This window comes from Pseudomonas sp. Marseille-Q1929 (assembly GCF_017316265.1).
In the GTDB taxonomy this organism is placed as follows: domain Bacteria; phylum Pseudomonadota; class Gammaproteobacteria; order Pseudomonadales; family Pseudomonadaceae; genus Aquipseudomonas.
Window position 1 is genome coordinate 78,387 of record NZ_JAFLWU010000016.1, and the last position, 24,128, is coordinate 102,514.

Below are 24,128 nucleotides of genomic sequence, written 5' to 3' on the forward strand. Positions count from 1 at the left end.
ATTCACTGTGTGGGAATTGGTCAAATCCGGCGGCTGGATGATGTTGCCGATCATCATGAGTTCTATCGCCGCACTCGGCATCGTTGCCGAACGCCTGTGGACCCTGCGCGCCAGTCGCGTCACCCCCGAACACCTGCTGGGGCAGGTCTGGGGCTGGATCAAAAGCAAACAGCTCGACAAGGAAAAACTCAAGGAACTGCGGGCCAATTCGCCCTTGGGTGAGATCCTCGCCGCAGGCCTGGCCAACTCCAAACATGGTCGCGAGATCATGAAAGAGTGCATCGAAGAGGCCGCGGCACGGGTCATTCATGAACTGGAGCGCTATATCAATGCCCTCGGCACCATCGCCGCCATGGCGCCATTGCTCGGTTTGCTGGGCACCGTGCTGGGCATGATCGACATCTTCAGTTCGTTCATGGGCTCGGGCATGACCACCAACGCCGCTGTGCTGGCCGGTGGTATTTCCAAGGCGTTGATCACCACCGCTGCCGGCTTGATGGTCGGTATTCCTTCAGTGTTCTTCCACCGTTTCCTGCAACGGCGCATCGATGAGTTGGTGGTAGGCATGGAGCAGGAAGCCATCAAGTTGGTGGAAGTGGTGCAGGGCGACCGTGATGTGGACCTGGTCGAGGGCCGAGCGTGAAATTTCGCCGCAAGCAACGGGAAAACGTTGATATCAACCTTGCGTCGCTGATCGACGTGGTGTTTATCCTGCTGCTGTTTTTTGTCGTCACCACCACCTTCACCCGCCAAACCGAGTTGCGCGTCGATTTGCCGGAAGCGGTCAGCGGCTCGCCGGCAGAAGACCAGCAGGTCAAGCAACTGGACATCGCCATCAGCGCCGACGGCGTGTTTTCGGTGAATAACCAGGTGCTGGCGAAGAGCGACCTCGCCAGCCTGATGGACGCCTTGCAGAAAGAGTCCGGCGGCGACACCAAGATGCCGCTGTCCATCAGTGCCGATGGCAAGACCCAGCATCAGGCGGTGATCACGGCGATGGATGCGGCCGGCAAGCTCGGTTTCAGCCATCTGCGCATGACCACGGTCGAGGCGGCGAGCCAACCCTGATGGCCATGTCTGATCGTTTACTCAAGGCTTGGTATGAAGGGCATCCGGCGCTCACGTTGCTGCGCCCGCTGGAGGCGCTGTATCGCCAGGTAGTGCAGGGCAAGCGCGCGCGCTTCCTGGCGGGCGAGGGCACGATCTACCAATCGCCCGTGCCGGTGGTGGTGGTCGGTAATATCACGGTGGGTGGCACCGGCAAGACGCCATTGATCCTGTGGTTGATCGAGCACTGTCGCCGCAGCGGGTTGCGGGTGGGCGTGGTCAGTCGTGGTTATGGCGCCAAACCGCCGCAGTTGCCGTGGCGGGTCGACGCTAGCCACAGCGCTGAAGTGGCCGGCGATGAACCGTTGCTGATCGTGCAGCGGTGCGGTGTACCGCTGATGATCGACCCCGACCGCAGCCGTGCCGTCCAGGCCTTGCTGGCCAGTGAAACCCTGGACCTGATCCTGTCCGATGACGGCTTGCAACACTATCGCCTGGCCCGCGACCTGGAACTGGTGCTGATCGACGCTGCGCGCGGCCTCGGCAACCGTCGTTGCCTGCCGGCCGGGCCGTTGCGCGAGCCGGTGGAGCGCCTGCAGAGCGTGGACGCGCTGCTCTATAACGGCGCGGCAGCCGATCGCGAAGATGGCTTTGCCTTTCGCCTGCAACCCACGGCGTTGGTCAACCTGCAAACCGGTGAGCGTCAGCCGGTCGAGCATTTTCCCGCGGGCCAGCGGGTACACGCGGTGGCTGGTATCGGCAACCCGCAACGTTTCTTCAACACCCTTGAAACGCTACACTGGCAGGCGATACCCCATGCGTTTGCCGACCATGCGCCCTACAGCGCAGAGGTCTTGAATTTTACGCCGTCATTGCCGCTGGTCATGACCGAGAAGGACGCGGTGAAGTGCCGCGCCTTTGCCCAGCCCGACTGGTGGTACCTTGCGGTGGATGCGGTGCCGTCGCCGGCGTTCGTCGCCTGGTTCGACACGCAGCTGATGCGTCTGTTGCCCGCCCGTCTCTTGCCTTAACTGCTTCTTTCCAGGAAACACTCATGGACACCAAATTGCTCGACATCCTCGCTTGCCCGATCTGCAAAGGCCCGCTCAAGCTCAGCGCCGACAAAACCGAGCTGATCAGCAAAGGCGCCGGCCTGGCCTATCCGATCCGTGATGGCATCCCGGTCATGCTGGAAAGCGAAGCCCGCACCCTGACTTCCGATGAGCGCCTGGATAAATGACCACCGCCTTTACCGTTGTCATTCCTTCGCGTTTTGCCTCGACGCGCCTGCCGGGCAAGCCGCTGCAATTGATCGGCAACAAGCCGATGATCCAGCTGGTGTGGGAGCAGGCCTGCAAAAGCAGCGCTGAACGGGTCGTGGTCGCCACCGATGACCCGCGCATCATCGCCGCCTGCCAAGGTTTTGGCGCCGAAGCGGTGCTGACCCGCGAAGACCATAACTCCGGCACCGATCGCCTGGCCGAAGTGGCCACGCAGTTGGGCCTGGCCGACGACGCCATTGTGGTGAACGTGCAAGGCGACGAACCGCTGATCCCGCCAAGCGTCATCGACCAGGTGGCCGCCAACCTCGCGGCCCACGGCGAAGCGCGCATGGCGACGCTGGCCGAGCCGATCGAAGACATCAACACCCTGTTCAACCCGAACGTGGTGAAAGTGGTCAGCGACATCAATGGCCTGGCGCTGACGTTCAGCCGCTCGACCCTGCCTTGGGCGCGCGACGCGTTTGCCAAACAGCCTGACGTGCTGCCAGAGGGCGTGCCGTACCGTCGTCACATCGGCATTTACGCCTACCGCGCCGGCTTCCTGCATGACTTCGTCAGCTGGGGCCCGTGCTGGCTGGAAAACACCGAATCCCTGGAGCAACTGCGTGCCTTGTGGCATGGCGTGCGCATCCACGTGGCTGACGCCCTGGAAGCACCGCCTGCGGGTGTGGACACGCCGGAAGACCTTGAGCGCGTCCGTCGCCTGCTGGGGGCGTGATGGAAGTCCTGTTTGTCTGCCTGGGCAACATTTGCCGCTCGCCAACGGCCGAAGGTGTGTTGCGCCATAAATTGCGCGATGCGGGGCTGGCTGGGCAGGTCGAGGTCGCGTCCGCCGGCACGGGTGACTGGCATGTCGGCAACCCACCGGACCAGCGCAGCCAGCGTGCAGCGCTGGCGCGCGGTTACGACTTGTCGGCGCAGCGTGCGCAACAGGTCAGCCGTGCCGACTTTGCGCGCTACGACCTGATCCTGGCCATGGACCACAGCAACCTGCGCAACCTGAAGGCGCTGCAGCCGGGGCAGGGCAAGGCACAGCTGGACTTGTTCCTGCGCCGCTATGACGCTGAGGTTGACGAGGTGCCAGACCCTTACTACGAAGGCGAACAGGGCTTCGAACGGGTCCTGGACCTGATCGAGCAGGCCTGTGATTTATTGGTGATCGAAATCAAGGGGCGCTTATGACCTTGCAAGTGCTCTCGCAGGTATCGCTCAAGCCCTTCAACAGCTTTGGCATCGATGTGCGTGCCCAGCTGTTTGCCGAGGCCCACAGCGACGCGGATGTCCGTGAAGCCTTGGCCTACGCGGTCACGCACGCGCTGCCGCTGTTGGTGATCGGTGGTGGCAGCAATTTGTTGCTGACCCAGGACATTGCGGCGCTGGTGCTGCGCATGGCCACCCAGGGTATCCGGGTGCTGCACGATGACGGCAAGTCTGTGGTGGTCGAAGCCGAAGCAGGCGAAGCCTGGCATCCTTTTGTGCTGTGGACCCTGGAGCAAGGTTTTTGCGGCCTGGAAAACCTCAGTCTTATCCCAGGCACCGTTGGCGCGGCACCGATGCAAAACATCGGCGCCTATGGCGTCGAGATCAAGGACGTATTTGCCGGCCTCACCGCCCTGGATCGCCATACCGGCGAACTGCGGGATTTCAGCCTGGAAGAATGCAACTTCGCCTACCGTGACAGCCTGTTCAAGCACGAGACCGGGCGCTGGTTGATCCTGCGCGTGCGTTTCGCCTTGAGCCGCACCAGCCACCTCAAGCTTGATTATGGCCCGGTGCAGCAGCGCCTGGCCGGGCAGGGGATCATGGAGGCGACGCCGAGCGATGTGAGCCGCGCCATTTGCAGCATCCGCCGCGAAAAGCTGCCAGATCCGGCAGAACTGGGGAATGCTGGCAGCTTCTTCAAGAACCCGTTGGTCTCCCAGGTGCTCGCGACCGAATTGCAGGCGCTGTACCCAGACCTGGTCGCCTACCCGCAGGCCGATGGCCAGATGAAACTCGCCGCCGGCTGGCTGATCGACAAGGCCGGCTGGAAGGGCTTCAGGGACGGTGATGCCGGCGTACACGCGCTGCAAGCGCTGGTACTGGTCAACTATGGTGCTGCCACCGGGCACGATATTGCAGACCTGGCGCTGCGTATCCAGCGAGACATTGCTGAACGTTTCAAGGTCGAGCTGGAAATGGAGCCCAACCAGTACTGATTCCTTGAAAACAAAAAAGCCCCGTATCTTTCGATACGGGGCTTTTTTTTGCGTTACTGGATCAGTCGTCGCGGCTCATGATGCCGAAAATCTGCAACAGGCTGATAAACAGGTTGTAGATCGACACATACAGGCTGACGGTCGCCATGATGTAGTTACGTTCACCGCCGTGGATGATGGCGCTGGTCTGGAACAGGATGCACACCGAGGAGAACAGCACAAAACCCGCGCTGATCGCCAGTTGCAGGCCGCTGATCTGGAAGAACATGCCTGCGACCACGGCCGCCAGCAACACGAAGAAACCCGCGGTGATGAAGCCGCCGAGGAAGCTCATGTCCTTACGGGTAATCAGCACGTAGGCCGACAGGCCGCCAAACACCAGCGCCGTCATGGCAAATGCCGAGCTGACCACTTCCGCGCCGCCGGCCATGCCGAGGTAACGGTTAAGGATCGGGCCGAGGATAAAACCCATGAAACCGGTCAAGGCAAACGCCGACACCAGGCCCCAGGCCGAGTCACGCAGCTTGTTGGTCAGGAAGAACAGACCGTAGAAGCCGATCAACACGACAAAGATATTCGGATAGCCAACGCGCATCTGCTGCGCCACGAACGCCATCACGCCGCTGAATGCGAGGGTAAGGGCGAGCAAGCCGTATGTGTTGCGCAACACGCGGCTGACTTCAAGCTGCTCAGCCTGCGCGTTACCATTCACTGCGTAATTCTGTTCGCGCATGGCGACACTCCTTCAGTTTTGAAACGTTCAGTCGCAAAGATCATAACAGACGCTCTGTAACAAGCGATGCCGAGAGTTTGACAGTGTGTTTCATTCGGGTATTATGGCGCCCGCTGAGACAGGATGGTCTACTCTAATCCTGTGATGCAAAAGGGAAATTGGCAGAGTGGTTGAATGCACCGGTCTTGAAAACCGGCGAACGTTAATAGCGTTCCCAGGGTTCGAATCCCTGGTTTCCCGCCAAGATTCATACAAAAGCCTCGCGAAAGCGGGGCTTTTGTGTTTCTGGGGTTTGGGCAAGGTGCGAGGGTTTTCATGGGCACTCCGAAACTGTGTCTATTTGAAGGGCTTGGCGTAGTGCATGCGCAGCGTGGCCCCACAGAAAATATCCCCTCAAATTTGTCGCTTTTCTGACGAGCTTTTACTCGTCATCTCCTTGTTTTTTTACTACTATCCTTCGTCTGTGTACTCAAGGAAGAGAGGCTGAGCGCCTTGAGTCTGGTAGAAAATTACACTCGATCATTCAATGAGTTATTGCTTTTACCCAGAACCTAACGACTCAGCCAGCCGTAATTACTTTTTGGTGAAACCGATGGATAAAATGTGTGGCATCGTTGTAGTGGTCGGACTTGCCCTCGCGGGATGCGCTACGAAAACTCCAGAAAAGCCTGAAGTTGCTCCAGCTCCTGCCGTTGTCCAGCCAGCACCACCTGAAGTCGCACCTTCGACACCACCAAATTACACCGTGCGGTACGAGGCAGCTCCTGCGGCCGCCACTTATGACTCCCGGACCGCTGCCTCAGCGGACGCGGATCAGTCGGAAGCAGACACAAACCTGAACCAGAATCGCGCTGAGCAGTGCCGTAAAGAGCTGGATGTTTTGAAGCTCTACAACAAAGCGTCCTACGTGAAATACGAGGCGGAATACCAAGCCATTGCTGCCAAGACTGCCAAGTACATGGAAATCAAGGACTCGCTAGGTTCTGATTTGAACTACATGGTCATGCCTGCTTATCAATTCCAAATTCGTGAATTCTGCTTCCGAGTCAAGACTCGTCTGTCGCAGCTTGTGCTTCGCCAGGCCAAGTAAGGAAGCGCTGAAAAAGGCTTCGCACGGCCAGGGTTCGAATCCCTGGTTTTGCGCCAAGATTCAGACGAAAGCCCCGCGAAAGCGGGGCTTTTGTGTTTCTGGGGTTTGGGGGCGACTGCGGTGCCGCGTCGGTCACCGATGTTCAACGTCGGACAAGACCTCATCCGCGTCGGCGCATAACGTCCTCCTGAACATGAACGATTTAATCTGTGTCTGCACATAGCTCTGCGCCACCGTTGTGGATGACGTAAATAGCGCCAGCAACCCCAACTCATCTGCTTTTAGATCCAGCGAGCCAGTCAGTGACAACACGGTCTCACCACCCACTTGCACTGCGGTGAGGCTCGCCGATTGCCGTGACAACCCATCCGTGCCTGCATTGATATCCGTAAAGCCTGATACTTCGGCACGCTCGGTAGGGGTCGTCAACGTGCCGCTGACACAGCCGAAAGCGTGTTGACTGGATGCTCGAACCTGCAGATCCAGCCTGAATCCACCCGCCGCCAGCCATGTGCCACTCAACGGGTTGTCTGACGATAAAGCCAACGCGGGAGCTGGCTCCAGGATCTCCCCGGCCACACGTCGATAGCTCAATTTGTCGATATACGTCCCTTGACTCGCCAGATCGGGAAAGTCACGGGAGGCCACGAGCAAGTGCGATAGCGCGAGCCGATCCTCGCCTGCAATCTGGTGGAGCTGTCCGCACAACCCCGATACCCAATGCCAACTGGGGTCAGCCTGCTGCTCATCCAGTGGGTGCCAGTCTATAGCCAAAGCTACAGGCCGCCCTTTCTCCTGTGAGGGGCCTGCACTTGCTTGATACCCCGTTATTGCGTATCGCCCCGTCGAACCGGTAGACGATTGGTAGATGCCGCTTACCACGTTACCCGCGACCATCAAGGTCATCACTGACCCATAGTCATTTTTCCAGGTGCCAGCGACGGACATTGGCGGTGTTGTTTCGACAGCGGCCACGGCCGGCTTGAGCACCAGTTTTCCACTGGCGAGCGGACGCGCCCCGGCCTCAAAGCGTCGAGACGATGAGCGCCTGATAATCTGTGGCCCCTCTGGCCGATTGAACAACCACACCCCAACCGGTGCCAGTGAGTAAGCGCCAGGGCGACATTGCACCACGCGGTATTCATAGACGGTGTAGCAATACTCCATCACCAACGAACCGACTAACACCAGGTCCGCAAGCCCCAGTGGCTCGAATTGAGGAAGGGTTTTGCCCTGATCCGGACCTTCCTCGATCAGTACGTTGTACAGGTTGGGACCGAGGGCAATCTCGCCATCGGCGAAGCCCAGGGCGACCTCTGGATTGCCACCTCTGGCAATGCGCTCCAGGGTCTGGCGCATCAGTCGGTCGTCGCCTTTGAATTGTGAAGAGCCGGAGTCCAGCGCGAAGGTGACGTCCCTGGCCAAGACATTCTCGCCCACGGTGTAAGACACCAAGGGCGTCGACCAGATGTATTCCACACCGCGTACTTTGCTGTAGAGCGACCACGGCAAAAACAGCTGCGCGCCGCGGGTTTTGCTGGTGTCCACGGCGCCCATCTGGCATATGCCGCGCCGCGAAGCGGGGTCCCAATCGAAGGTGACGAAGGGTTGTTGGGGGTCGATTGTGCCGTTGTTCATCAATGCCTGGAATACAAACGAATTTCTTCCGTCGACATAGGCGCTGCTGCTGGGCAAGCCAATGCCACCGTCCCAGTCCAATTGGCTGAACTGCGTTCCGCTGTAGTCCGCCGCCAGCAGAAGCTGGGTGGGCAATGGGGTGTTGTTCAGGGTCAGAACATCCGAGCCGGACTCTACCTGCATGGTGCCCCAGGGACCAAAGCTGTAGGGGCGTTGCAGGCAGTCCGTGAAGGCGAAACTGCTGGACGCCTGATAGTCAAACCGGCCCGCGCTGTAGTGCTGGCATCGGTCGGGAGCGCACAGGCTGGAGGTTATCCAGGTGATATTGGTACCGGTGTCCAGCGACAGCTTCAGGGGTTGTCCCGGTGTTCCGACCGGCACTGTCGTATACCAGGGGGTGGCGCCATTGTTCTGGAACGGGCCGCGTTGCATGGCGACGGTGAGCCCTTCAGGCCATTGTTGATTGTCCATGGTGAATTCCGTTTCTGCTGTGGGATGGGGCCACCCGAATGGGTGACCCGCTTTGGTAGTTCTAGCTATTCAAACCCACGGGGCGGGGCGTTGGCTGTCAGTCGCCACGGTTTACCCATGCCTGAAAGTGCTAATCCAACGCCTTGCCCTCGGTTTCAGGAATGAACAACACCAGCAGCACGGTCACCAGCATGAAGGCATTGATGAAGGTGGTCGTCATGTTGAACGAGGCGCCGTAAGCCACTAATGCACCAATCAACGAAGGGGCCAGGATATTGGCCACGCGTTGCGCAAAGATCGCCCACCCATAGCCGATGGTGCGCAGCGGGGTCGGGTAAAGTTCGGCGATCCAGGTGCCCCAAACCCCCCATGCGCCGAGGCTGAAGAACGCCAGGGCGAAGTTGCTCAGGTACAGCATCTCCAGGCTCTGTGCATTGGCGAAACCGTAGCCTGCGACGACGGAAGCACTGATGAAACCCACAATGATGGACTTGCGGCCATAACGATGCGTGAGCCAGGACGCAGCCATGTAACCGGGGATCATGCACAGTGCCGACAAGGCGATGAAACCATAGCTTTGCGGCAGGCTCAGCCCGCGTTGCTGCAACAGCGTGGGCAGCCAGGTTTGCAAGCCCCAGTAGCCCCAGGAAAACGTGAAGTTCACCAGGATCTGCAACGCACTGATCTTCAGCAGCGCCGGCGCGAAAAGCTCTCGTTGGCGGCCCAGCGTCGTTTGATCCACCTGCAGTTCACACGCCTCAGGCACCAGCACCTGGCCGCGACTGAGCCGCGTGATCACGGCACGTGCCTGCGCTTGACGGTTCACGCTGGCCAGCCAGTACGGTGATTCCGGCACCCAGCGCGCGACGACCAGCGCCCATAGTCCACCCAGCGAACTCACCACAATGATGGTGCGCCATCCGTAGGGCATCAACCACACCGTCGCCCCCAACGCCAGCAGCATCCCAACCGGCCAGCCCGACGCCAGGTAGACGGTCAACGCGCCGCGATGACGCACCGGTAACAACTCCTGATAGTGGGCAAAGGTCACCACCATCATGCCGACCGCAGCAACACCCGAGAGCAGCCGCAATGCGTAGAGCGAGGCGTAGTCTGGGGCGAACGCGCTGGCCAGCGACACCACGCCGTAGCTGGCCAGGCTCCAGATGACCGCACTTTTTCGGCCAAAGCGTTCCGCCACCTTGCCCCACGCCAGCGAACCCAGCAGCATGCCAATAAACATGGCGCCGATCAGATGCCCGATGGCGAGCGCATCGAGGGAAAAGTCCTGGGCAATCAGCGGTGCGGTGTAGACGATAATCATCATTTCCCATGCTTCGATGGCGAAGACAAAGAACAGCGCCAGGCAGCATTTGAGATGCTCACGGGTCAGTGGGACATTTCTGAACACGTCGCCAACCTGGCGGGTGTAGGTGCCCTGTGAGGCCATTGGGGGGACGTCGCTCATGAAGGAATCTCCAGAGGTAAGGGTGGCGGCCGTTTTTTCGACCGCCTCCGGGCGAGAGGGCTAGGCTTTCACGCGGTTACCAATCGGCACCGGCCCCTGAAACAGCCCGAAGGCCTTGATCTCGGCTTCCGGTGGTGGCTCGCAACTGCCGACGCGGCTGGGTCTCCAACCAAAGCGCTGCTTCATGCCCGCCATGGTCTCGGCCATTTTGAACGCGGCAACCACCGGGTCGATCACGGGCACGCCGACCTCGCGCTGCACCTGTTCGAAGAAGCCAAACTCAATGGTGCAACCGAGGATGATCGCTTCCGCGCCGTCCTCCTCAACCGCCTGAAAGGCCTGTTCGATAATGCGTCTACGGGTGAGGGCAGGGTCTTTCTGGAACTCATCGACGCCCATGCCCAGCGCCCGCATAGAAGCGAGTCGATCGGCCGCGCCGTAGCCGCGAACACGCTCGCGCATTTGTTCCATCCATTTGTCACGCCCAACGATGATCGAGTAACGGTTGGCGAGTTGATCGGCGATTTGCAGGCTGGCCTGGCAGGGCGCGATGACCAGGCAATCACCTGAGATCTCACGCGCATCTTCCAGCGCCGGGTCGTAGAAACAGCCAATCACCAATGCATCGATGTTCTGCTGCGCGCAATCGCGGGCGATGCGTACTGTGCGCTCGTAGGTCATTGCCTCGTAGGCCCGGTACTCCAGGTGTGTCGGGCTGGGTTGCATGTCGAAGGACACCACTTCGATGTGTGTCGAGGGTTGCTTGATGCTGTGCAGCAAGTCGGCGATAGGCGCGTCGAACGTCGAGCAACCGATGGGGTTAAGCCAGCGCACCGTCACCGGAACGTCGTGTGGAGGGGGAGTGGGAGCGTGTGTGTGCATAGGGTATTTCCTCGGGAATTGGGCTAGAAGAACTTCACCAGCGCCATGGTCAGCTCATTGGAATGGGCTAGGTTGGCGCTGTGGTAGTAGTCGAAATTCAGATTTGCAGACAGGTAGAGTCCCTGTTGGGAAAACCCTGTGTAGGTCATCGACGGGCCGATCTTTCCGACGCGCGACTCGGCGTAATCCGACGCAGTTCGATTGTTGATGTGGTAGACGTGATGCACGCCCAGCCATAGATCGTCGGTGACGAGGTAACCGGCGGCGACGTCGGCCAGCCACAGGCTGACACCGCCCTGCAAGCGCTTGGGGTCGCCGCCGCCGAAATCCGTGGTGTTGCGGTTATGCGCGGCGTAATGAATGCCGACGGGGGTGAAGGTGGCGGCAAATTTTCCCACGCGCAGGTAGTTGGCGAGGCTGAAGCTCACCGCATAACGGTTGGCGAAGGCACCGTAACCGGCGACTTCGTTGCTGCCGTTGGGGAACTCGACCGACAGCGTCGGGTTGGTCCAGAACGTGGTGTAGTCCGACGAGCCGTATTCGGTGGTGGGTTCGACCACGTTGTAGTAGTAGGCGAAGCCCAGGTTGGGCGACGCGATGCCCCATGGGCTGGCGCTCTTCGCGCCGTTGGTGCTGGCATAGCCGGGCGCGGCGCCGACCCAGAACTGCAATTGATCGCGGGTGGTGTCGGTAAAGCCCGTCTCGGAAAAATAGGCAAGTACCGTATTGGCGCCGGCACGCACGTTGCCGTCGGTGTTGCGGTTGAACGTTGGAAAGGATTCCAGCGCCCAGCGCCCCGGTATTCCCGGTTGACCAAAGCCAATGAATTGTTCGGCTTGGACTATCGGGCTACTGCCCAACACCATAACCAGTGAGCAGGCAGCGCCGCAGCGCAATAGCGGATGTTGCAGCATGACGGTTCCCTCTTATTGTTTTAGGTGAACGCATGGAACGCCGCCGAGCGGCGGCAGGTTGGGATCAGGGCATGACGCCATACACGGCGCGGGCCGTTTGTGCGTCGACATAGCCGTTCTTCAGGTCGTCGCGCACGGCCGCCGGGTCGCGGGCCGCGGGTGGGCCGTAGCCACCGCCGGCACCGGTGCGTACCCGCACCAGGTCGCCGGCATTGAGGGGGATGCTGCTGGCCATGGTGTAGCGTTCCGGCGGGTTGTCGCCGCGCAGCACTTCGACGTAGTTGGGGGTGCCGTCCAGGCCCTGTTGGAGGCCCCAAGGGGGGATGACCGAGCGGGTGTAGCCGCAGGTCAGGAAGCTGTCATCGGCGCGCACCCGATAATCAATGCAGACGCCACGTCCTCCGCGGAATTGGCCATGCCCACCGGGGTCGTCGTTGAGTGCCATGCGCTCGACATACAGGCCGTATCGCGCCTCACAGACTTCCACCGGGCAGTTGTAGGTTTCGCCATGCAGGCCGCAGTAAACGGCATTGTTGCCATCACGCCCGGGCTCGGCGCCCCAGCCGCCGATTTCCGGTTCCACCAGGGTGAACAGGCGGCCGGTATCGGGATGTCGGCCGCCAATAACGGTGGCGCAGACGGAAGAGAAATTGCCCGCCGGCAAGCGCTCTGGAAAATGCTGGGCCAGGCAGCGCAAGATCAGGTCGTGCACGCGAATCAGGTTTTCAAAGTAGAACCCTTCAGCGGCAGGCAATTGGGCATCAAACAGCGAGCCTGGGCGGGTGAGCACATTGAGCGGTCGGAAGGTACCGCCATTGGTGATGCCTTGCGGGGCCGTAAGGGCTTTGAACGCCATTTGCGCTGCAACCACCGCGCCGTCCCGGCTCAGGTTGGTGGGCCCGGCACACTGGTCGGGGTTGTCGCGCAGGTCGACGGTCAGTTCGCGGTCATGGATCTGCACCGACACCGTGAACCGGCTGCCGTCGTCCTGCGGCTCGACCAGGGAAAGGCTGACATTGGGCAACTCGGCCAAGGCTTTGCGTGACACCCGTTCGCCCAGGTCCATGAAGTCTTGCATCGCCAGCAAAAACAGATTCGTGCCGTACTTGGCCGTCAATTCACGCAGGTGCAAGGCCCCGCCGCGTACCGCCGCCACGCCGGCCCAGAGATCGCCCTCCATGAAGTCCGGCATGCGCGTGTTGGCCCGCAAAATCTGCAACACAGAGCGGATAGGTTGCCCACGGCTGATCAGCTTGACCGAACACAGGCGCAGGCCTTCCTGAAAAATGTCGGTCGCTTGCGTAGACATCGACCCGGGGACCATGCCCCCCACGTCGTTCCAGTGGGCGATGTTGGCGGTCCAGGCCACGCGCCGGCCTTCGGCAAACACGGGCATCGCCAGCACCACATCGTTAAGGTGAGTCACCGCGCCGCTGTGGGGGTCATTGCAGATGAACACGTCGCCGTCTTCGATATCATGAGGGCCGCTGTGCTGCAGCAAAATCTGTTTGACCGCCTTGTCCAGCACGCCGACGAAAGCCGGAATACCGGCGCCGGAGCTGGCGATCTCGCCGTTGGCGTCGGTGATACCGGTGCCCATGTCCAGCACCTCATAGATGATGGGGCTCATGGCGGCCTTGCGCATGGCCACGAACATTTCGTCAGCGATGGCTTGCAGCGAATTCTGGATAATGTCTCGAGTGAAGATGTCGAGCGTATGCATGGTGAAACTCCCGTCAGCCGTTGATCGTGATGTGCAGGTTGCCGAGGCGGTCCACGTGCACCCGGTTGTGTGGATGAACGACTACGGTGGTACCGGCGTCTTCAACGATGGCGGGACCGTCGAAACACATCTGGGGCTCCAGCAGGGCGTAGTCATAGATGGCCGCGTCGTGGATGCCGTCGGTGGCGTAGTCGACGACGCGATGGCCCTTGCGCGCGTCCTCCAACGTGCGCCCGGTCATCGCAAGTGCCTCGGGGATCAGCTTGTCAATTTGCGCGATGGCGACCAGATGGAAGCCCACGATTTCCACGGGCGCGTCGAGGCAGTAGGTGTAGTGCTGCTCGTACAGGCAGTGAAAGCGGTGCTCGATCTGCGCCCAGTCGCGGTCGAGGTGTTCGCCTGTATTCAGCGGCACCTCCACCGAGTGTTCCTGATTCTGGTAGCGCAGCTTGCAGTGCACCGTCAGTTCGACCCGCTCCGGGGGCACGGCTTCGGCGATGAATTGCTCGCGGGCCGAGGCCATCAGCTCGTCCAGAAACACTTGGGCGTGTGCCTGCGCCTGCGGTTGGGTGGTATCGACAAAACGATTGATGAACAGGTCGCGGCGCAGGTCAGACAGCGTCATCCCCCAGGCTGAAAATACCGAGGCACCTCGGGGAACTATGACTTTTTTGACCCCCAGTTCCTGCGCCAGCGCCACGGCATGCAGTGCGCCACCGCCGCCAAAGGCCATCAACGTCAGGTCCCGGGGGTCGTGGCCACGGCTCAGCGACACCAGCTTCAAGGCGTTGACCATATTGTTGTTGGCCAGGCGTACCACACCCCGGGCAATTTCATCGGCGGGCAGTTCCAGGCGCTCGCTGAGAAGGGTGAAGCCATCCGCGACGGCTTGTAGGTCGGCCACCACTTCACCGCCGCAGAAATACGCCGGGTTGATTCGCCCGAGTGCCAGGTTGGCATCGGTGGTGGTGATATCGATGCCACCGTTGCCATAGGCCGCCGGGCCAGGCAGGGCACCCGCCGATTGCGGGCCGACGTGTAGCTTGTCAAACCCATCGACCCAGGCAATGGACCCGCCGCCGTTGCCGATTTCCACCAGGTCCACCACGGGGACCATGATCGGGTAGCCGGCATTGAGGCGATCACGTTCAATCCAGTAATCAGTCTTGATCGCGACCTGGCCGTTGCGGATCAGTGCGCATTTGGCCGTGGTGCCGCCGATATCCAGCCCCAGCAGGTTGGGCTCGTCGATCAAGCGTCCCAGCTCTGCAGCGGCCCAGAAACCGCTGGCTGGCCCAGACTCGACCATGGTGATCGGGATATCCCGGGCATGGGCCACGCTGTCGACACCGCAGTTGGATTGCATGATGTACAGCGCAGCCCCATAGCCTGCGCTGCGCAGCCCGGCTTCAAGCTCATCGAGGTAGCGTGCCGCGATGGGCTGTACATAGGCCGATAGCACAGTGGTGCTGGAGCGCTCGTACTCACGCCATTCGCGGGTGATCTGGTGCGAGGCGACCACCGATACTTCAGGCCACAGCCGCTTCACTTCGGCGAGCACTGCCTGCTCGTGGCTTGGGTTGGCATAGGCATGCAGCAGGCAAATGGCAATGGCTTGCACGCCATCGGCGCGCAAGGCTTCTATGAGTGCGGGCAGTTCATCCAGCCCCAGCGGCTCGCGCTCATGGCCATCGGTGTGCAGGCGCCCGGCAATTTCCCGGCGCAGGTAGCGCGGCACAAAGGGCGTGGGCTTGACCCATTTCAGGTTGAAGTAGTCGGGGCGATTGGCGCGGGCGATTTCCAGGATGTCGCGAAATCCGCGGGTGGTGATCAGCGCGGTCTTGACGCCACGGCGTTCGGTCAGGGCGTTGATGACAACAGTGGTGCCATGGGCGAGGAAGTCGACTTCCGAGAGTGTTACCCGGGCCTTTTGGATGACATTGAGAATGCCTTGGGCAAAGTTCGGTGGCGTAGTGTCCACCTTCGCTGTACGAATGGTCTGCTGGCCGGTGTCGGGATCGCTTTCGAAGTACACAAGGTCAGTAAAGGTGCCGCCTATGTCGGTGGCCATGCGCACGGTCTTGCGGCTTGTCTGCACGGTGCATCTCCTGGATCGTTTCGTGTCGGAAGCAGGAGAGGGGCGTCAACGCGGCCCTCATTGCTGATGGCCACGATGCTAGGTTAGGCCTCGGACGAGGTGCCACGGGAGGGGCGGGTAGGTCGCCAGCCAATGGATGGCTGCGCCTACCCGCTTGGGTAGGTTGGTGGCTTAGAGGGTGGTGTCGAGGAGCCCTTGGCGTATCGCAGCGCTGATTGCCGCGGTGCGGTTGTCTACGCCCAACTTGGCGAACAGGTGCTTGAGGTGGAACTTCACCGTGTTCTCGGAGATGTCCAGGGCGCAGGCGATGGCCTTGTTGGATTGACCGTTGGCAAGGAGGTCCAGTATCTGGGCCTCCTTGCCACTCAGTGCCATGTGCGACGGCGCTGGGTGCGATCGCCAGCCGCGCAGCCGCGTGATGGTCGTCGTCAGTAACGTTGTGGGTTCGGTGCAGGCTTCCAATGCTGGCAGCAGGCAAGGGCCGACTTCCAGCAGCAGGCCGGGCAGGGCGTGCTGCATGATCATCGGGGCCAAGGCCATGTCGATCTCTTCAGCCTTGAACCGCTGGCCCTTGCTCGCAGTGGCCAAGGCCATCAACCTCAAACGCCAGGCGGGTAGGCGCAGGCCTTTGTGCTCCATCTCCTCGGCGGTTCGTCGCAGATGTATCAGTGCTGCCCCCGAGTAGCCGCTGTGCAACTGCAGCCGGCCCAGCGCCAGGCTGGCGGCTTCCTGGCTCCGCCAATCTTCGCCCTGCTGCGCAATCTGTTCCAGGTTTGCTGGCAGGAGCGCTTGGCGAGCGGCGTGCAGTTGCCCGCTCTGCACCTGGGCGTCGATACGCCAGACCTGGACCAGCCGCGATAACCTTGGCCACTGGCGCGCGGCCGCCAGTTGCTCCACATGGCCCAACGCCTGTAATGCGGCATGCAGCCCGTGGCTGCGTAGTCGCGTACGCCAGGCCATCTCCGCCGTTACCGCAATCATCTCCAGCCAACCGTCGGCGTGTTCCAACGCTGCCCAGCCGTCATCCAGCCACGGCTGGGTTTCGGGCCAGGTTCCTTGCCAATACAGCTGGCGCGCCTTGAAACAGCCAACCAGTGCCCGCAACGAACTTTCTTGACCAAAATGCTCGTCGGCAAATGCCAGAGCCGCGTCCACCAACGCGTTGGCTTCGTGGATAGATCCCGACAACGCCAGGGCCTGTGCTTCATGGATCCGGCAGTAGTTCTCGCCACGCGGGCTGACGATCACGCGCATTTTGACGTGAGCGTCCCTGATGGTGCGCAGGCTTGATGCCAATTCGCCGCGGGTCAGCGCGGCCAGCGCATGTACACATTCCAGTGTGGCTTGCGCGAGGGTCTGGTCGATGGGGTAGGGGCTGCTATGGAACGTCGTGACGTCGGCATCAAGGCACTCAAAACAGTCCTGATATGCACCCGCCAGGGTTTGGATAACGTGAAAGTCGCGGGCGAGTCGTGCATCTGCGACCACCGCACCACGGGCCAGGTGCAGCAGTTGCGCGGACAGTTTGTGATCACCCAGTTTGGCGTGCAGGTAGGCCTGGAGCAGCAGGAGATCAGGCTGGGTGTTGCAGGTCGCGGCGTCGAACTGACTCAACAACCCCTGGGCGTAACGAATACCGTGGTGCAACACCAGTTCCCAGCCACCTGCGCCGACCACCAGCTGCACCGCCAGTGGGATATCGCCCGCCTTGAGCGCGTGATGGATGGCTTGGCTCCAGTCCTTCTGCTGCGCCAGCCAATGTGCGGCGGCGCGGTGGATTGCCTGGGCTTGGTGGCTGTCGATACGCAGCCGCAGAAAGTCACGCAGTAATGTGTGGTAGCGGAACCACTGGCGTTCGGGATCCAGGGGAATCAGTAGTGTGTCGAGGTGGGTCAGTTGCCTCAGAAGGTCAGCGCTGTCATGGCGGCCACGTACCGCATCTGCCAGATCGGCATTGAAGCGTTGCAGCACAGAGGTCTGCAGCAGCAGTGATTGGCAGTCCGCGGACAGACTGTTGAACACATGCGCGGTGAGGTAGTTCGCTACATCCGTCACGCCCCCGGAGAACGCCGTCAAGCCATACGCCGAGCCATCAGTGCTGGTACTCCACAGACGTGCCAATTGCACGGCCACGGCCCAGCCCTCGGTAGCGATATGCACTCGGCACAGGTCATTTTCATCCACCACCGTGCCCAGAATGCCACGTACTTCACCTAGGGACAGGATCAACTCCCGGGCGCTGATTTCATGCACCCAGCCCCTGGCTTTCCAGCGTGACAGTGGCCAGTTTGGGCGGGCCCTGCTGGCGACCACCCAGCGTAACCACGGCGCGGCTTGTTCCACGAGTCCCTCCAGCAGCAGGGTCACTTCGGGGCTGGCGGCGAGGTGATAATCATCCAGCAGCACTGTAATTGCCCGATTTTCCTCGGCGAGTGCGCGTAGCAGCGCCTGGATCGTGCGTTGCGGTTGCACGTCCAGGGCTTGCGAGGCTGCCAGGCGCGGTAAGTGCGCCAATGCAATACCGGCACGGTCCAGGGTGAGGATCAGGTAGGTGAGGAAACGATTGGGGTCTGCGTCGGCCTCGTCCAGGGATAGCCAGGCTACTACGGGCTTCGGTGTCTGCTGCTGTGCCGCTGTGTGCCACTGCATCAGTAACGTGGTTTTACCGTAGCCGGCGGGGGACGTCAGTAACGTCAAAGGGACAAGCGCATTTGCTTGCATTGCGTTCAACAGTGCTTCGCGCGCAACTGAGGTAAGCAAGGGCTGCGGCGGGGTGAGTTTGCCGACCCAGTACCAGGCATTTGATGAATGAGAGGGTGACTTTTGATTCATGGTGAGGCACACCAACGCAGCGCAATGGGGCCGTTTTAACAGCAAACTCCGCGTGGTGTTGAGTGACTGTGTTACCCGCAGTTTCCAGGTGCCTGGTACGGCGATTCAGAGCCTTGATACGAGCCGTGTCTGCGCGGCGTGAAAGCCCCCGGGTGGTGTGATTCGTTAACGTGGGTGATAGGCTTTGTTGCTTATCAAACAGGGAGAGTGATATTGGCCAGCAGAAGACTTGGCGCGTTCCAGGAGTGGTTCACTCCCAAGCGTCGGCGCCGTGCAGGAGGCGCTTTGTTTATTATCTGGATAGTCGGACTGTATCTTTACCCAAGCGATTACTGGGCCGGCGTGATGAGTTCTGCACTGGTACTTTTCTTCAGTGCATGGCCGGCAATCGTTCACGACAAACGTTTTTGAAGGGAGCGTCAAATCAATGGAACTGAAATCACCGAATAAAAACATCCGAATCGTAGGCATCGCCGGAGTAGTCGCGGGGGGGCACTACTGCAATGAATCCGGAAGGTTTCATGCACATGTTCGGGGTAGGCATTCTGACGGGCGGCTTGCTGCTACTGGTGCTTACTGTGTTCGTGACGCGGGCCCGAAAGTGAGCGTTGGAGGCTCTGCCGGCCCTAAGCCCCACTGATATTCACGGAGGAATAAATGCGGATCTACATCACCGGCGCCTCATGCGCAGGCGTGACCACCCTGGGCCAAAATCTCGCCAACCAGCTCGCCATGCCCCACGTCGATGTCGATGATTTTTACTGGATGCCCACCAACCCGCCGTTCACGACCAAGCGACCTGCCAGTGAACGCGTGTCATTGATCCAGCAAGCATTCGGTGGCGATGAGTGGGTGCTGACCGGCTCCTGCATGGGGTGGGGCGATGCGCTGATTGCCGCTGTCGATCTGATTGTATTCGTTGTGACACCCACCCCCGTTCGCCTGGAGCGGCTGGCTGCCCGCGAGAAGCAGCGTTTTGGCGAACGGATCGCACCGGGTGGCGACATGCATGAGATCCACATCGCCTTTCGCGAATGGGCCTCGCAGTATGACGACCCAAGCTTTTCAGGACGCAATCGCGCGTGGCATGAGACATGGCTGTCAGGGCAAACGGCTCCGGTCTTACGGGTTGACGGGATGAATCGTGCTGAAAAGATGGTTGCGGATGTCATTCATCGGGTGTCGTAGTTATTGCTCACAGCTCCACCTTCCGTACTAATCCCACCCACCCAAGCCTGTGCTCTTTGGTCCTGCAAGCCCTGGTTCTATTGGACTTGAGCATTTTCGGCTGCAATTCTGCCAACCGACACTGCCCATGGACAAGGACGCTAACAATGCTCGGTTACTACGCCCAATACAGCCACCTCTACCTCATCACCCTGATGGTGGTCACCACGCTGTTTTTTGCCCTGCCGATTTTTATCGCGCCGATCCCTTGGGCACGCGCCATGCGCTGGACGATTCCCGAGCACCAGCACCTGGCAATCTACTTTGGCCGCTGCCTGGGGGCTTTCATCCTGGTGGTGGAAGCCACCATGCTGCGCTCGGTCACCACCGGCACCTGTTTCAGCTACGCCTTCGATGTGCTGTTTGTGGTGTTTGCGTTGATGTTTGTCGTGCATGTCTATGGCGCGTTGAAGCGCATTCAGCCCATTACCGAAACCCTGGAAATCGGCTTCTGGATGATTCTGTTCGTGCTCAACACACTCTTCTACCCCGCAACGTCCATCACCCTGTAGCACCACGAAACACAGTGCCGACAAACCCATATCGACACCGGGCCTGCTCAACTAGACTAGCCAGCACAACAGCTGCTGACAGCGCCCGGTGAGTCCTCCATGATTGCCCATACCCCCACGCTTTTTGCCTGTGTCGCCCTGGTGGCGACGATCATGGCGTTTTGTCTGATCCTGGTCGGCCAGTTCAACCGGGGTGACAGCCTGCTCACCATTGGCTTCGGCCTGCTGGCCCACGCTTTGGCCTACGTTGGCTACACCTTCTACGGGCATGCGCCGTTGTGGTTTACCTACGGCGTCGCCAATACGCTGCTGGCCGTGGCGCTGGCGTTTTATGGTGCCAGCGTGTTTCGCATCGTTGAGCTGCCGGTCGCCTGGTGGCGGGCGTTTGCGCCGGCGGTGCTGATGGCGGTGTTGATGGCCAGCCTGATCGACACCCTGGAACCGCGCATGCTCGCCGCCACCTTTGTGTTGATGTTGCAGTGCGCGCTGATCATCTATTGGACCCTGCGCTACATCCCGGCCCAGGGGCGGGCGCGCCTGTTGCTGATCATTGGCTCGAGCATCAGCCTGATTGGCCTGGGCATGCGTGTGGTGGCGGTGTTCGGCGGCGGTGCGGCAGAGATGCGCTATGACGTCAGCAACCTCAAGCAAACCATCTCGGTGAGCATCGGCACGTTCACGGCCATGATGATTTCGCTGGGCTTGGTGTTGCTGTCCAAGGAGCGCAGTGAATCGCGGTTTCAGTACCTGGCGTTGCGTGATGTGTTGACTGGCATCCTCAACCGTCGGGCGATCCTCGAACAGTTCGCCACGGAGCTGGAACGCGCCCGCCGCGACGGCTCCAGCCTGGCGGTGGCGATGGTCGATATCGACCACTTCAAGCAGATCAATGATGTGCACGGGCATCTGGCCGGGGATGAAGTGATCAGTCACTGTGCCGCGCATCTGTCCCAGCGCCTGCGCCAATCCGACAGCATCGGCCGTTACGGCGGCGAGGAGTTTCTGCTGTTGCTGCCGGGCACCAGCCCTGAAGGTGCAGTGGCGGTACTCGATGAGCTGCGCGCGTCGCTGGCCGAGGCGCCGGCGCGGTATGGGGCGTCAAGCATTGCGGCGCGGATCAGTATCGGTGTGTGTTGCGGGGTGCCAGGGGCCTCCGACACCGCCGCCAGCCTGCTGGCCCGGGCGGATGCGGCGTTGTATGAGGCCAAGGGCATGGGGCGCAATACCTTGCGGTTGGCGCCGCCGCTGCCGGGTGAGGGCGGCGCTTTGTTCAGCCCGGTCTGATCGGCTACCAATTAACGGCCAAGAACCGCTGCCTGCTACTGGCACGTGCGTGTTCGGGGTATTCTTGCGGCCGAACTCAAGGAGGCGTGACGTGAAAGGAATCAAAACCGAAACAATGCGAATGGTCGCACTCTTTATTGTCATCGCAATCGGAGGTGGCTTGCATGGCGCGGGCATCGTCGGATTCTGGGGAATGTTCGCGGTAATGATGGCGCCGCACGCGGTGTTTTACGCGTGGGATAACCGGGGCCGTTTTCGGACCTCCACCAAATCCCAGACAAAGAAAAGCCCGTGATGGGGAGCACGGGCTAAAAGGGATGTTCATTAGGAGCTGGTTTGACCATAAGCGCTTGACTGTGAAAACGGTGTGAAAGGACAGCACCCAGTGCAACCTTTTTGTAGGACGGTGCGACGCCGACGCGGCTGGCGTAATGTGTCGGTTCTTTTCCCACAGTGCAGGGTGTAATCCATGTCAGATGAAGTACGGCTTGTCGTCATTATCACTACTCAGCCGGGTCGAGGTTCCGACCAGTTGGCCGCGTTTGAAAAACTGGCTCCCTTGGTCAGGGCCGAGGAGGGGTGCATTCAATACGACCTGCATCCCGTGACCGGCAACCCCGACAGCTTCGTGCTGATCGAGAAGTGGGCATCAAAAGCCACGTTGGAAGCCCACCACCGAACGGCCCATATGCAAGAAGCCAGTCGGCACAATCCTACGTTCCGTGCCGGGCCTTCCACGGTTTTGCTACTCGAAGCGGCGGTTTAAACAATCGCCTATCGCACTTTTTTGCATTTCCTCGCTCTATCTGTGACCCAGCCACATTCATTCCCCGTGGACACAAGAGCGAGACCTGGTGCCGATAGATCGCCTGAGAGCCAGATGTAAACGTCGTCGGACGCGGCCACCACTGCTGCTGGTTGCCGCGTTCCTGCTGTGTGTCGCCGGTTGCAGCCAGCAGCAGGCACAGGACATGGCCAAGCAGTTCAGCAACGGCAAGCCGGATGAGTTCTTCCAGACCAGCGTCGATCGTATGGCGACCCTGGGCATGCGCGACAACCTGCAAAGCCTGTATCTGCTGATGAACAAGCTCTACCTGCGCAACCCCAGCCAGTGGCGGCAATCGGGCTACCCGGATGCGGTGAGCGCTGCCCGGGAGATCCGCCTGGCCATCGAAAACCGCCGCTCACTGCCAGCCCTCGGCGAGCGTCGCGACCTGGCCGCATTGAGTTACTCCCTGAGTCCGGAATTTCGCGGCGACCGCGTCGGCGCCTTCATCTATGCGATCGGCAGCATGATCGTCACCGCCCATGGCGGGCGCACCGAGTTCTACATCACCGACGCGATCAACCCGCAATTCGTCAGCAACGCCGCGCGCAACATCGAGAAGGCCACCTGGCTGCTCAGCCAGCGCCAGGATGCCAACGGTGTGTTGCTGCTGTTTTCCAACGAAATCTCGGAGGAGGGCAGCAACCTCAGCTTTGCCGTGGAGTTCGGCAAGATCGTTGCGCGGCTTGACCTGTTGACCCAGCTGCTGGATGAGCGCTACCGGCGTATCGGCGTCAACTATGCGCAGAGCTTGTTGCTGATGAATTTCCTGCCGGTGCAGTAAGCACCCCACATAAGCGGCTTTACATTAGTGTGGCTAAAAATGTCCAATTGCAGCGTGATAGACGGCTTGCGCCGCCTTTCATCCCTCCCGCTTTGCCCACGAGGTCACCATGCAGATCAACAGCGAGCGTGCAGCCACTGCATGCGGTTTGGTAGCGATTCTCCTGTGGAGTACCGCCGCCGGGCTTATCCGCAGCGTCAGTGAACTGTTCGGCCCGTTGGGCGGTGCAGCGTTGATCTACACCTTGGGGGCGGTGCTGTTGGTGCTGTTCCTGGGGCGGCCGCGGGTGCGCGCGACCTCCTGGTTCTACCTGATTGTGGGCAGCGCGCTGTTTGTGGCGTACGAATTGTGCCTGTCGCTGGCATTGGGTTACGCCAGCACTCGCAACCAGGCGATTGAACTTGGGGTGGTGAACTACCTGTGGCCTTGCCTGACCGTGTTGCTCGCCATTGTCATGAATGGGCAGAAAGCCCGTTGGCTGATCCTGCCTGGCACCGCGCTGGCGTTGTTTGGCATCGTGTGGGTGGTGAGCGGTGACGGCCTGGCATTGGCCACCCTCGTCGCCAACGTGAGCACCAACCCCCTGAGTTACAGCCTCGCCCTGGGCTGCGCGGTGACGTTTGCGTTGTACTGCAACGTCACCCGGCGCTATGCCGGTGGGCAAAACCTGGTGATGCTGTTTTTTACCCTGGCCGCCGCTGCGCTGTGGATGAAATACGCGCTGAGCACAGAAGTGCTGCCCGCGTTCACCCTCAACAGCAGCCTGCAACTGGGCGCGGCCGGCGTTGCCATGGCCGGCGGCTACGCGCTGTGGAACCTGGGTATCCTGCGTGGCAACCTGACCCTGCTGGCCACTGCCTCGTATGCTGCGCCGGTGTTGTCGTCGGCATTTGCCGCGGTGTGGCTGGGGGCTCACCTGACCGCACAGTTCTGGCAGGGCGCCGTATTGGTGACCGTGGGCTCGCTGATGTGCTGGCAAGCGACGCGCACGCGACTGCGCGATGTTTAGGAGTGCGCTGTTTCTTCTTCCGATGTAGGAATGGGCCTAACTTCACGGGCGCTGCTTGAAACGCCTACCACTCGGCAATAGCCTCGGACTTTTCTTAAAAATGAGTGCC

Annotated in this window: 23 protein-coding genes and 1 tRNA gene; 16 read left to right on the top strand and 8 right to left on the bottom strand. The window is 60.6% G+C overall.

Annotated elements, in window-relative coordinates; genetic code table 11:
- Positions 1 to 7 precede the first annotated feature (7 nt).
- Genes J1G37_RS17875 through murB form a run of 7 tightly spaced genes read left to right on the top strand, consistent with a single transcriptional unit; the run spans position 8 to position 4,528 of the window.
- Entirely contained in the window at positions 8 to 643 is a 636-nt protein-coding gene (locus J1G37_RS17875; protein ID WP_017736032.1) for a MotA/TolQ/ExbB proton channel family protein, read from the top strand.
- Complete coding sequence (locus J1G37_RS17880; RefSeq protein WP_207043881.1) at positions 640 to 1,068, top strand: biopolymer transporter ExbD; 429 nt, start codon at positions 640 to 642, stop codon at positions 1,066 to 1,068. Before J1G37_RS17875 ends, J1G37_RS17880 begins: the two co-directional genes overlap by 4 nt.
- The gene (gene lpxK, locus J1G37_RS17885) at positions 1,068 to 2,078 is read left to right on the top strand and encodes a tetraacyldisaccharide 4'-kinase (protein WP_207043883.1); all 1,011 of its coding nucleotides are present in this window, start codon (positions 1,068 to 1,070) and stop codon (positions 2,076 to 2,078) included. The genes J1G37_RS17880 and lpxK overlap by 1 nt, the downstream gene beginning before the upstream one ends.
- A 23-nt stretch (positions 2,079 to 2,101) precedes the next feature.
- Positions 2,102 to 2,287 (top strand): Trm112 family protein, encoded by a 186-nt coding sequence (locus J1G37_RS17890; protein ID WP_017736029.1) that lies wholly within the window; start codon positions 2,102 to 2,104, stop codon positions 2,285 to 2,287.
- Complete coding sequence (gene kdsB / locus J1G37_RS17895; protein ID WP_207043885.1) at positions 2,284 to 3,048, top strand: 3-deoxy-manno-octulosonate cytidylyltransferase; 765 nt, start codon at positions 2,284 to 2,286, stop codon at positions 3,046 to 3,048. The genes J1G37_RS17890 and kdsB overlap by 4 nt, the downstream gene beginning before the upstream one ends.
- Positions 3,048 to 3,512, top strand: a complete 465-nt coding sequence (locus J1G37_RS17900) for a low molecular weight protein-tyrosine-phosphatase (protein WP_207043887.1) — start codon at positions 3,048 to 3,050, stop codon at positions 3,510 to 3,512. Before kdsB ends, J1G37_RS17900 begins: the two co-directional genes overlap by 1 nt.
- Complete coding sequence (gene murB, locus J1G37_RS17905) at positions 3,509 to 4,528, top strand: UDP-N-acetylmuramate dehydrogenase (protein WP_207043899.1); 1,020 nt, start codon at positions 3,509 to 3,511, stop codon at positions 4,526 to 4,528. The genes J1G37_RS17900 and murB overlap by 4 nt, the downstream gene beginning before the upstream one ends.
- 61 nt (positions 4,529 to 4,589) lie before the next feature.
- On the opposite strand, the gene J1G37_RS17910 is transcribed toward murB, so the two are convergent.
- Positions 4,590 to 5,261 (bottom strand): Bax inhibitor-1/YccA family protein, encoded by a 672-nt coding sequence (locus J1G37_RS17910; protein ID WP_003174664.1) that lies wholly within the window; start codon positions 5,259 to 5,261, stop codon positions 4,590 to 4,592.
- 152 nt (positions 5,262 to 5,413) lie between these two features.
- Between J1G37_RS17910 and J1G37_RS17915 the strand changes: the two genes are divergently transcribed.
- A tRNA-Ser gene (locus J1G37_RS17915) sits at positions 5,414 to 5,504 on the top strand.
- A gap of 283 nt (positions 5,505 to 5,787) precedes the next feature.
- The gene (locus tag J1G37_RS29025; protein WP_242551629.1) at positions 5,788 to 6,351 is read left to right on the top strand and encodes a hypothetical protein; all 564 of its coding nucleotides are present in this window, start codon (positions 5,788 to 5,790) and stop codon (positions 6,349 to 6,351) included.
- A gap of 132 nt (positions 6,352 to 6,483) precedes the next feature.
- Here J1G37_RS29025 and J1G37_RS17925 read toward each other — a convergent pair whose 3' ends face one another.
- The 7 genes from J1G37_RS17925 to J1G37_RS17955 all read right to left on the bottom strand — a co-directional run bounded on the left by J1G37_RS17925 (position 6,484) and on the right by J1G37_RS17955 (position 18,242).
- Positions 6,484 to 8,460, bottom strand: coding sequence for an avidin/streptavidin family protein (locus tag J1G37_RS17925; RefSeq protein WP_207043901.1), 1,977 nt, complete (start codon positions 8,458 to 8,460; stop codon positions 6,484 to 6,486).
- A 130-nt stretch (positions 8,461 to 8,590) separates the two neighbouring features.
- Positions 8,591 to 9,928, bottom strand: a complete 1,338-nt coding sequence (locus tag J1G37_RS17930) for an MFS transporter (protein WP_207043902.1) — start codon at positions 9,926 to 9,928, stop codon at positions 8,591 to 8,593.
- Positions 9,929 to 9,988: 60 nt separating this feature from the next.
- Positions 9,989 to 10,810: an aspartate/glutamate racemase family protein gene (locus J1G37_RS17935; RefSeq protein WP_242551630.1), complete on the bottom strand. Its 822-nt coding sequence runs from the start codon at positions 10,808 to 10,810 to the stop codon at positions 9,989 to 9,991.
- Between the two features lie 23 nt (positions 10,811 to 10,833).
- On the bottom strand, positions 10,834 to 11,724 hold the full coding sequence (locus J1G37_RS17940) for a hypothetical protein (RefSeq protein ID WP_207043904.1): 891 nt from the start codon (positions 11,722 to 11,724) through the stop codon (positions 10,834 to 10,836).
- Between the two features lie 64 nt (positions 11,725 to 11,788).
- Entirely contained in the window at positions 11,789 to 13,447 is a 1,659-nt protein-coding gene (locus tag J1G37_RS17945; protein WP_207043907.1) for a hydantoinase B/oxoprolinase family protein, read from the bottom strand.
- A 13-nt stretch (positions 13,448 to 13,460) separates the two neighbouring features.
- Complete coding sequence (locus J1G37_RS17950; RefSeq protein WP_207043909.1) at positions 13,461 to 15,545, bottom strand: hydantoinase/oxoprolinase family protein; 2,085 nt, start codon at positions 15,543 to 15,545, stop codon at positions 13,461 to 13,463.
- A 171-nt stretch (positions 15,546 to 15,716) separates the two neighbouring features.
- On the bottom strand, positions 15,717 to 18,242 hold the full coding sequence (locus tag J1G37_RS17955) for a LuxR C-terminal-related transcriptional regulator (RefSeq protein ID WP_242551631.1): 2,526 nt from the start codon (positions 18,240 to 18,242) through the stop codon (positions 15,717 to 15,719).
- Between the two features lie 792 nt (positions 18,243 to 19,034).
- On the opposite strand from J1G37_RS17955, the gene J1G37_RS17960 reads away from it, so the two are divergent.
- From J1G37_RS17960 to yddG, 7 genes are all read left to right on the top strand, one after another.
- Positions 19,035 to 19,565: an adenylate kinase gene (locus J1G37_RS17960; RefSeq protein WP_207043911.1), complete on the top strand. Its 531-nt coding sequence runs from the start codon at positions 19,035 to 19,037 to the stop codon at positions 19,563 to 19,565.
- 146 nt (positions 19,566 to 19,711) lie between these two features.
- Complete coding sequence (locus tag J1G37_RS17965) at positions 19,712 to 20,116, top strand: hypothetical protein (protein WP_207043924.1); 405 nt, start codon at positions 19,712 to 19,714, stop codon at positions 20,114 to 20,116.
- 99 nt (positions 20,117 to 20,215) lie between these two features.
- Positions 20,216 to 21,400: a GGDEF domain-containing protein gene (locus J1G37_RS17970; protein ID WP_207043931.1), complete on the top strand. Its 1,185-nt coding sequence runs from the start codon at positions 20,216 to 20,218 to the stop codon at positions 21,398 to 21,400.
- 91 nt (positions 21,401 to 21,491) lie between these two features.
- The gene (locus J1G37_RS17975) at positions 21,492 to 21,695 is read left to right on the top strand and encodes a hypothetical protein (protein ID WP_207043932.1); all 204 of its coding nucleotides are present in this window, start codon (positions 21,492 to 21,494) and stop codon (positions 21,693 to 21,695) included.
- Positions 21,696 to 21,869: 174 nt separating this feature from the next.
- A complete protein-coding gene (locus tag J1G37_RS17980; RefSeq protein WP_207043933.1) occupies positions 21,870 to 22,166 on the top strand; it encodes a putative quinol monooxygenase in 297 nt (98 codons plus the stop codon).
- 205 nt (positions 22,167 to 22,371) lie between these two features.
- Positions 22,372 to 23,010 carry a hypothetical protein gene (locus J1G37_RS17985; protein WP_242551641.1) on the top strand — a complete coding sequence of 213 codons (639 nt, stop codon included), beginning with the start codon at positions 22,372 to 22,374 and terminating at the stop codon, positions 23,008 to 23,010.
- A gap of 109 nt (positions 23,011 to 23,119) precedes the next feature.
- On the top strand, positions 23,120 to 24,019 hold the full coding sequence (gene yddG / locus J1G37_RS17990) for an aromatic amino acid DMT transporter YddG (RefSeq protein WP_207043936.1): 900 nt from the start codon (positions 23,120 to 23,122) through the stop codon (positions 24,017 to 24,019).
- Positions 24,020 to 24,128 lie beyond the last annotated feature (109 nt).

Bases quoted from the DNA above. Each gene is read 5' to 3' on its own strand.
- J1G37_RS17945 (WP_207043907.1), bottom strand. From the start codon at position 13,447: ATGCATACGCTCGACATCTTCACTCGAGACATTATCCAGAATTCGCTG.
- J1G37_RS17890 (WP_017736029.1), top strand. From the start codon at position 2,102: ATGGACACCAAATTGCTCGACATCCTCGCTTGCCCGATCTGCAAAGGC.
- J1G37_RS17980 (WP_207043933.1), top strand. From the start codon at position 21,870: ATGTCAGATGAAGTACGGCTTGTCGTCATTATCACTACTCAGCCGGGT.
- J1G37_RS17965 (WP_207043924.1), top strand. From the start codon at position 19,712: ATGCTCGGTTACTACGCCCAATACAGCCACCTCTACCTCATCACCCTG.
- J1G37_RS17985 (WP_242551641.1), top strand. From the start codon at position 22,372: ATGGCCAAGCAGTTCAGCAACGGCAAGCCGGATGAGTTCTTCCAGACC.
- J1G37_RS17930 (WP_207043902.1), bottom strand. From the start codon at position 9,928: ATGAGCGACGTCCCCCCAATGGCCTCACAGGGCACCTACACCCGCCAG.
- yddG (WP_207043936.1), top strand. From the start codon at position 23,120: ATGCAGATCAACAGCGAGCGTGCAGCCACTGCATGCGGTTTGGTAGCG.
- J1G37_RS29025 (WP_242551629.1), top strand. From the start codon at position 5,788: ATGAGTTATTGCTTTTACCCAGAACCTAACGACTCAGCCAGCCGTAAT.
- murB (WP_207043899.1), top strand. From the start codon at position 3,509: ATGACCTTGCAAGTGCTCTCGCAGGTATCGCTCAAGCCCTTCAACAGC.
- J1G37_RS17910 (WP_003174664.1), bottom strand. From the start codon at position 5,261: ATGCGCGAACAGAATTACGCAGTGAATGGTAACGCGCAGGCTGAGCAG.
- kdsB (WP_207043885.1), top strand. From the start codon at position 2,284: ATGACCACCGCCTTTACCGTTGTCATTCCTTCGCGTTTTGCCTCGACG.
- lpxK (WP_207043883.1), top strand. From the start codon at position 1,068: ATGGCCATGTCTGATCGTTTACTCAAGGCTTGGTATGAAGGGCATCCG.
- J1G37_RS17900 (WP_207043887.1), top strand. From the start codon at position 3,048: ATGGAAGTCCTGTTTGTCTGCCTGGGCAACATTTGCCGCTCGCCAACG.
- J1G37_RS17925 (WP_207043901.1), bottom strand. From the start codon at position 8,460: ATGGACAATCAACAATGGCCTGAAGGGCTCACCGTCGCCATGCAACGC.
- J1G37_RS17940 (WP_207043904.1), bottom strand. From the start codon at position 11,724: ATGCTGCAACATCCGCTATTGCGCTGCGGCGCTGCCTGCTCACTGGTT.
- J1G37_RS17970 (WP_207043931.1), top strand. From the start codon at position 20,216: ATGATTGCCCATACCCCCACGCTTTTTGCCTGTGTCGCCCTGGTGGCG.
- J1G37_RS17960 (WP_207043911.1), top strand. From the start codon at position 19,035: ATGCGGATCTACATCACCGGCGCCTCATGCGCAGGCGTGACCACCCTG.
- J1G37_RS17935 (WP_242551630.1), bottom strand. From the start codon at position 10,810: ATGCACACACACGCTCCCACTCCCCCTCCACACGACGTTCCGGTGACG.